Annotated in this window: 3 protein-coding genes; 1 reads left to right on the forward strand and 2 read right to left on the reverse strand. The window is 70.3% G+C overall.

All coding sequences use genetic code 11. The annotated features are described in order from the left end of the window. Nucleotides 1-678: 678 nt before the first annotated feature. Nucleotides 679-3,042 (forward strand): Orn/Lys/Arg decarboxylase N-terminal domain-containing protein, encoded by a 2,364-nt coding sequence (locus AB0442_RS41490; protein ID WP_366168704.1) that lies wholly within the window; start codon nucleotides 679-681, stop codon nucleotides 3,040-3,042. 161 nt (nucleotides 3,043-3,203) lie between these two features. Here AB0442_RS41490 and AB0442_RS41495 read toward each other — a convergent pair whose 3' ends face one another. Beyond that, on the reverse strand, nucleotides 3,204-4,472 hold the full coding sequence (locus tag AB0442_RS41495) for an MFS transporter (protein WP_366168705.1): 1,269 nt from the start codon (nucleotides 4,470-4,472) through the stop codon (nucleotides 3,204-3,206). 52 nt (nucleotides 4,473-4,524) lie between these two features. After that, the gene (locus AB0442_RS41500) at nucleotides 4,525-5,640 is read right to left on the reverse strand and encodes a DUF5937 family protein (protein WP_366168706.1); all 1,116 of its coding nucleotides are present in this window, start codon (nucleotides 5,638-5,640) and stop codon (nucleotides 4,525-4,527) included. Nucleotides 5,641-6,078: the final 438 nt, after the last annotated feature.

Below are 6,078 nucleotides of genomic sequence, written 5' to 3' on the forward strand. Positions count from 1 at the left end.
CGCCGTCGGATAGATGCGATACGAGTACCGAAGGTGCACAAGATCAACCTACCGAAGGCCACTGACAACGGCCTGCGGCAGAACATCCGAAGATCGCTCCGCCACTTCGCGGCTCCGGTCCAAGGACCCATTCCTCCCCGTCCTGAAGGCCGGGGCATCCTGGGAGATCAAAGGTGAGTAGCTCGCCGGCGACCCGCCGGGCTCCTTCGACCCGCTCTGGGCCCTGGTCCAGGCGCTCCTTATCGCAACGGGCCGAAAAGCCCCCGAAGCCCTCCAGGACGAGGCTCGCCGCTGCACCAACGGAACCGAATTAGCTGCGATCCGCCAGGCCGTCGGCGGGTGGGATCGCACCCGGGGGTACTGAGAACAGGTCTGGCAGGACGCCTGCGACGAACCCGGTCCGGCTCCCGACCCGCGGCTGCGCGCCTACCTCACTGCCGCCCGCCAGGCCGCCACCGCCCACCGCCGGAGCCAGCCGGCACCGGTCAAGCGGCCAGTCGTGGACCCCACGTGCGGGTGAATTCGCCGTCCAAGATCGCCGCCAGGATCGGCGGACCGACAGAATGACGTCCGCCCACGGTCGCGAGGAGCCGCACGGAACCCTCCGTCCGCACGGCACCCCCACCATGGCCCGGCCCCGAGCGGGCCGCGGTCGCGACGAAAGGGCGGGCGATTCCCGTGGCGAACGGCACGGTGCTGCTGGCACTGCAAAGCGACCCGATCGGCGGCGGAGTCGGCGCGGAACAGGTGCGCCGGATCGGCAAGGAACTGGAGAACCGGGGCCTGGAACTGCGCCAAGCCGCCGACGCCCGCGATGCCCGCGCGATGCTCCAGATCGAGGCCGGACTCGCCGCAGCCGTGGTGGCCTGGGACCTGCCGCACCCCACCGGCGCCCCGACCCACGAGGCCGCCCCCGATGCCGGCGGTGCCGCGATGCCCACCGGCGGGGCCGAGGTCCTGGAGTGCATCGGGCGCCGCTTCAAGGACCTCCCGGTCTTCCTGCTCATGTCCGACGGCTCCGACCACGACCTGGAGCACCTGCCGCTGTGGGTCGCCGAGACCGTCGTCGGCTACATCTGGCCGCTAGAGGACACCCCGGCGTTCATCGCCGGCCGCGTCGCGGCCGCCGCCGAGGCCTACCGTCGCGACGTGCTGCCCCCGTTCTTCCGGGCGCTGCGCCGATTCGACGACGCGCACGAGTACTCCTGGCACACCCCCGCCCACTCCGGTGGTGTCGCGTTCCTGAAGTCGGCCGCCGGCCGGGCCTTCTTCGACTACTACGGCGAGCGGCTGTTCCGCACCGACCTGTCCATCTCGGTCGGCGAGCTCGGCTCGCTGTACGAGCACTCCGGCCCAATCGGCGAGGCCGAGCGCAACGCCGCCCGCGTATTCGGCGCGGAGCGCACCTACTTCGTCCTGCACGGCGACTCCACGTGCAACCGGATGGTCGGCCACTACAGCGTCACCGCCGACGAGGTCGCCCTGGTCGACCGCAACTGCCACAAGTCCGTCCTGCACGGCCTGGTCCTTTCCGGCGCCCGCCCGGTCTACCTCGTGCCCACCCGCAACGGCTACGGCCTCGCCGGACCGCTGCCGCCCGCCGCCATCACTCCGGCCGCCGTCGCCGCGCGCATCGCCGCCAATCCGTTGGCATCTGGCGCGGTGTCGCCCGAGGCGCAGTACGCCGTCGTCACCAACTCCACCTACGACGGGCTGTGCTACGACACCGTCGCCGCGGCACGCGCGCTCGCACCGAGCAGCCCGCGCGTGCACTTCGACGAGGCGTGGTTCGCCTATGCCCACTTCCACCCCCTGTACGCGGGCCGGTACGGCATGGCGGTGGGTCCCGACACCTTCCAGGGGTCCGAGCGGCCGACCGTGTTCGCCACCCACTCCACGCACAAGCTCCTCGCCGCGCTCTCGCAGAGCGCCATGGTGCACGTGAGCTCGGCGCCCCGCGCCCCCGTGGAGCACGAGCGCTTCAACGAGGCGTTCATGATGCACGGCACCACCTCGGCGTTCTACCCCGCCATCGCCTCCCTCGACGTGGCGACCGCCATGATGGACGGCCCGCAGGGCCGCTGGTTGGTCGACGAGGCCGTCACCGAGGCGGTCCGGTTCCGGCAGGCCATCGTGCGCACCGGTCGCCGCATCGCCGCCGCGGGTGACCGGCCCGGCTGGTTCTTCGGCGTCTGGCAGCCCGAGACGGTCACCGACCCCGCCACCGGCACACGGATGGCCTTCGCGGACGCCCCGGTCGCACTGCTCGCCTCCGAGGCGTCCTGCTGGCAGCTCGAACCCGGTGCCGCCTGGCACGGCTTCGAGGGGCTCACCGACGGTTACTGCCTCCTCGACCCGATCAAGGTCACCCTCACCTGTCCCGGCGTTACCGCCGGCGGCCAGACGCAGCCGTGGGGGATCCCGGCCCGCGTGCTGACCGAGTACCTCGCCACGCGAGGCATCGTCGTAGAGAAGACCGACAGCTACAGCACCCTGGTCCTGTTCTCCATGGGCATTACCAAGGGCAAGTGGGGCACGCTCATGGACGCCCTGATGGACTTCAAGGCCCTTCACGACGCCGACGCGCCGTTGGACCGGGTGCTGCCCGCCATCACCGACCGCCACCCGCGCCGCTATCAGCGCACCAGCCTGCGCGAGCTGTGCGCGCAGATGCATCGGCACCTCACCGATGGCGGGTTCGTCCAGGCCCTCGACGAGGCCTTCCAGCACCCTCCCCGGCCGGTCCACCCGCCCCGGCACTGCTACCAGCAACTGGTGCGCGGTGGCACCGAACGCGTGCGCCTCGCCGACGCCGCCGATCGCATCGCCGCCGCCATGGTCACCGTCACCCCGCCCGGCATCCCCGTCCTCATGCCTGGTGAATCCCTCGGCACCCCCGACGACCCACTCCTGCGTTACCTCACCGCTCTCGAGGCCTTCGACCGCGCCTTCCCCGGCTTCGGCAGCGAAGCCCACGGCATCGTCACCGACCCTGACACCAGCGACTACCTCGTCGAATGCCTCCGCCCGATCGACACGTGACTCGGCCCCGGTCCTGTCCCCGAGGCTGCTATATCGCGTCAAGCAGCCTGAGGAAGATCTTCAGGCGACAGTCACATGATCGGCCGGGCGGTTCTGAGTGCCGGGGCAGTGCTTCGCGCCACTGACGGCCGGTCCTCAGCGTCCTGAGCTGATCCGCGCAGTCATTCCGGTTTGACCGTGATCACCGCTGTCTCTCCCGGCACCGCGACGCTTGCCCTGCCGTCCGCCGTGACGAAGGGCTCCTGACCGGGCTGCCGTGCACCGACGCGTGCGAGGGTGAGCGTGGCGGTCACGGCCAGGACGACAACGGCGGCCCCCGAGAGCAGGAAGGCGTTCTCGACTCCGGCGAGGGTGATGGCGGTCGAGGCCACAAAGGGAGAGATCGCCAGGGCTCCTGCCACCCCGGCCTCCCACAGGCCAAGCGCCTTCGCCAGATGACGGCCCGGTATGCGCTGCTGCACCAGTGCGATCAAGGGAATGTCCGTGAGGGCCGAGACCAGCCCCGTAGCGGTCAGGAGAACCGCCGCCACAGCATGGGAGGTAACCGTTCCCAGCGGAGCCCGGAAAATCCCGAGCAGGGCCCACGCCAGCACCGCGGCCGATGCGAGTCTGCGGATGCGCAGGCCGGCCAGGAGCAGGGCGCCCACCACCTCGGCGACCCCGGCGACACCGAGCAGCAGGCCGTACTGGCCGCCCTGTCCCACAACCGCGACAAGCCCAACGGTCAGGAAACCGTTGGTCAGGGCGAGAGCGAGCACAAAAGTCGCGATGACCACAAGCACGTCGGGAGCGGCCCGCACTGCCCCGAGCCCGGCACTGAGATCGGACCACAGCCCCGTCTGACCGCTGGTCGGGGCGGGGCGAGTCACGCGGATGGCGGCCACGGCAGCCGCCGAGCCCAGGAAGGTGAGTCCATTCACCACCAGCGCCGACTGCAGCGAGCCGAAGGCCAGCAGCGGCGCGAGCATGAGCGGGCCGACGAAGAAGGCGGCCCGGAAGGCGACTTGCAGCAGCCCATTGGCCTGCTGAAGGCGGTCGTCCGGCACGATCTGCGTGACGATGGCGTTACGGGCCGGCGCGAACGGGGCGCCGATCAGTGCCAGCAGCGCCGTGGTCGCCACGAGCAGGGACAGGTTCAGCAGGTTGAGGGAGAGCAGGACCGAAGCCACGCCCACCACGGCGACCCGGGCCAGGTCGGTGGCGATCATCAGCTTCCGGCGGTCGCGGCGGTCGGCGTACGAGGCGACGACGAAGGTGGCCACGAACGCGGGCGCGAACGCGGCGACGCTCACCACGGCGACGGCCGTGGGGTCCTTCGTCAGCGCCCAGGCCAGCCAGGCGGTCGCAGCGGTGTACAGGCCGTCACCGAAGCGTGAGATGCCCTGGCCGGCGAAGAGGAGCAGGAAGTTGCGGTCCTTCAGCAGTGACATGCGGCCACTGTCGGGCCCCGTCGCGGGTCTGATCCACTTATTAGGCACATGGCTAATTAGTGCCCTCGCCGTCGTCGTGCAGGAAGCTTTCCAGGCTGGGGGTCAGGCCCGCCACCTGTCCGGGCACGAGCCGGTACAGGACGTAATAGCCCTCGCGGCGGCGCTCCAGCAGGCCCGCGTCCGCCAGCACTCGCAGGTGTTTGGATAGGGCGGCCTCGCTGACGCCGACGAGTGGGGCCAACTCCTGTGTACTGCGGGGGCGTTCGGCGAGCAGCCGCAGGGCGCGCAGCCGGGTGTCGTCGGCGAGCGCACGGAGCGTGCCGACGAGCCTCGTCGGCGGAATCCTCGGGCGGGCCTCCCGAACGATCGAGGAGAGGGGGAAGACGAGTCCGAGGGGCCACGGACCGTCGCAGTTGACGCGCACGTGCGGCCACACATAGGCGCTGGGGGCGAGGACGAATGTGTCGTCCGGGCCGATGGCGACCTCGTGGTCGTGCGGCCGCTCCAGCCAGAAGCGTTCGGCGCGCGGATCGCTGCGCACCTCCGGCCACAGGCCGCGAAGCATCCCGTACAGGCCGCGCTGCTCGATCTGGCGTCCGGCCTCGCTGACGCCGGCGGCGAGTTCGGGTTCGAGCCGCGCCCATTCCTCCTCGAATGCCTCCCGCCAGTAGCGCTCCAGCATGCTCAGGAACCGTTCGAGCAGTGCGCGGGGGTCGTCGAGGAGCATCGCGGCCATCGTTTCGTCGCTTTCCCGTGCGACTCGCTCCCGCAACAGGCGGCGTACCTCCGGTTCGTCCAGCAGGTGCGGATCCCTGCCCTCGCCGCCGCCCGGCCAGGGCGTGAGCAGGGGGACGGCGAACTCCAGGCGGACCAGCTCCGGATCCGCCCCGCGCAAGCCGGCCAGTTCGTCTTCGAAGTCCGTCAGTCCGCCGCTCGGCTGCGGAAAGAGGAACTCGGGGAAGTACGAGCGCACCGCGTAGGAGAGCGCCTCGATCTCCCGCTTCAGCGTCGGGGACAGCTTGCGCATCGCACGCACCCAGCCGTGCTGGACGGGGTGGTGCTTGGGCTCCACTAGCACATGGAGACTCAGTACGGCTTCCATCGTCGGCGAGTAGGCAAACCCCATCCGCTCCGCACCGCCGGCAGGGACCCGGAAAACGATCGTCATGACCGTCATCCTTGCCGCACGGCGTCCACGACGGGAGCCGCGCCGCGCCGCGGGACGCCTTCTGCACCGCAGACCTGCGCGCGGCGGGCGGCCCGGCGGCCCGGCGGCGAGTGAGAATCGCCGCATAGACGTCCGGCAGCTCGAGTACTTCCGCATCCCGTCGATCACCTGTCGGTGATCACGCCACCGCCCGCACCGACCGTAGAACGAGCAGATCAAGCGATGGTCACGTGATCGGCCGGACAGTTCCTAGTCCTTGATCACGGTTGGGGCCAGCACACTCTTCGGTGCTGGCTCCAACGGGCTTGGTACCCCCTGGCTGGTCATGTGCCGTGAAGATGGGCTTGATTCGCTTTGACGGACACCCCTGATCAGGGGTGTCCGTCAAAGCGAATCAAGCCCAGGGTGCAGTACTCGGTGTGGGCGAGCGCATCGCGC

The sequence above is a fragment of the Kitasatospora sp. NPDC085895 genome (assembly GCF_040702125.1).
GTDB lineage: Bacteria > Actinomycetota > Actinomycetes > Streptomycetales > Streptomycetaceae > Kitasatospora > Kitasatospora arboriphila.

Coding starts and splice junctions, on each gene's coding strand:
- AB0442_RS41495 (WP_366168705.1), bottom strand. CDS start 4,472: ATGTCACTGCTGAAGGACCGCAACTTCCTGCTCCTCTTCGCCGGCCAG.
- AB0442_RS41500 (WP_366168706.1), bottom strand. CDS start 5,640: ATGACGATCGTTTTCCGGGTCCCTGCCGGCGGTGCGGAGCGGATGGGG.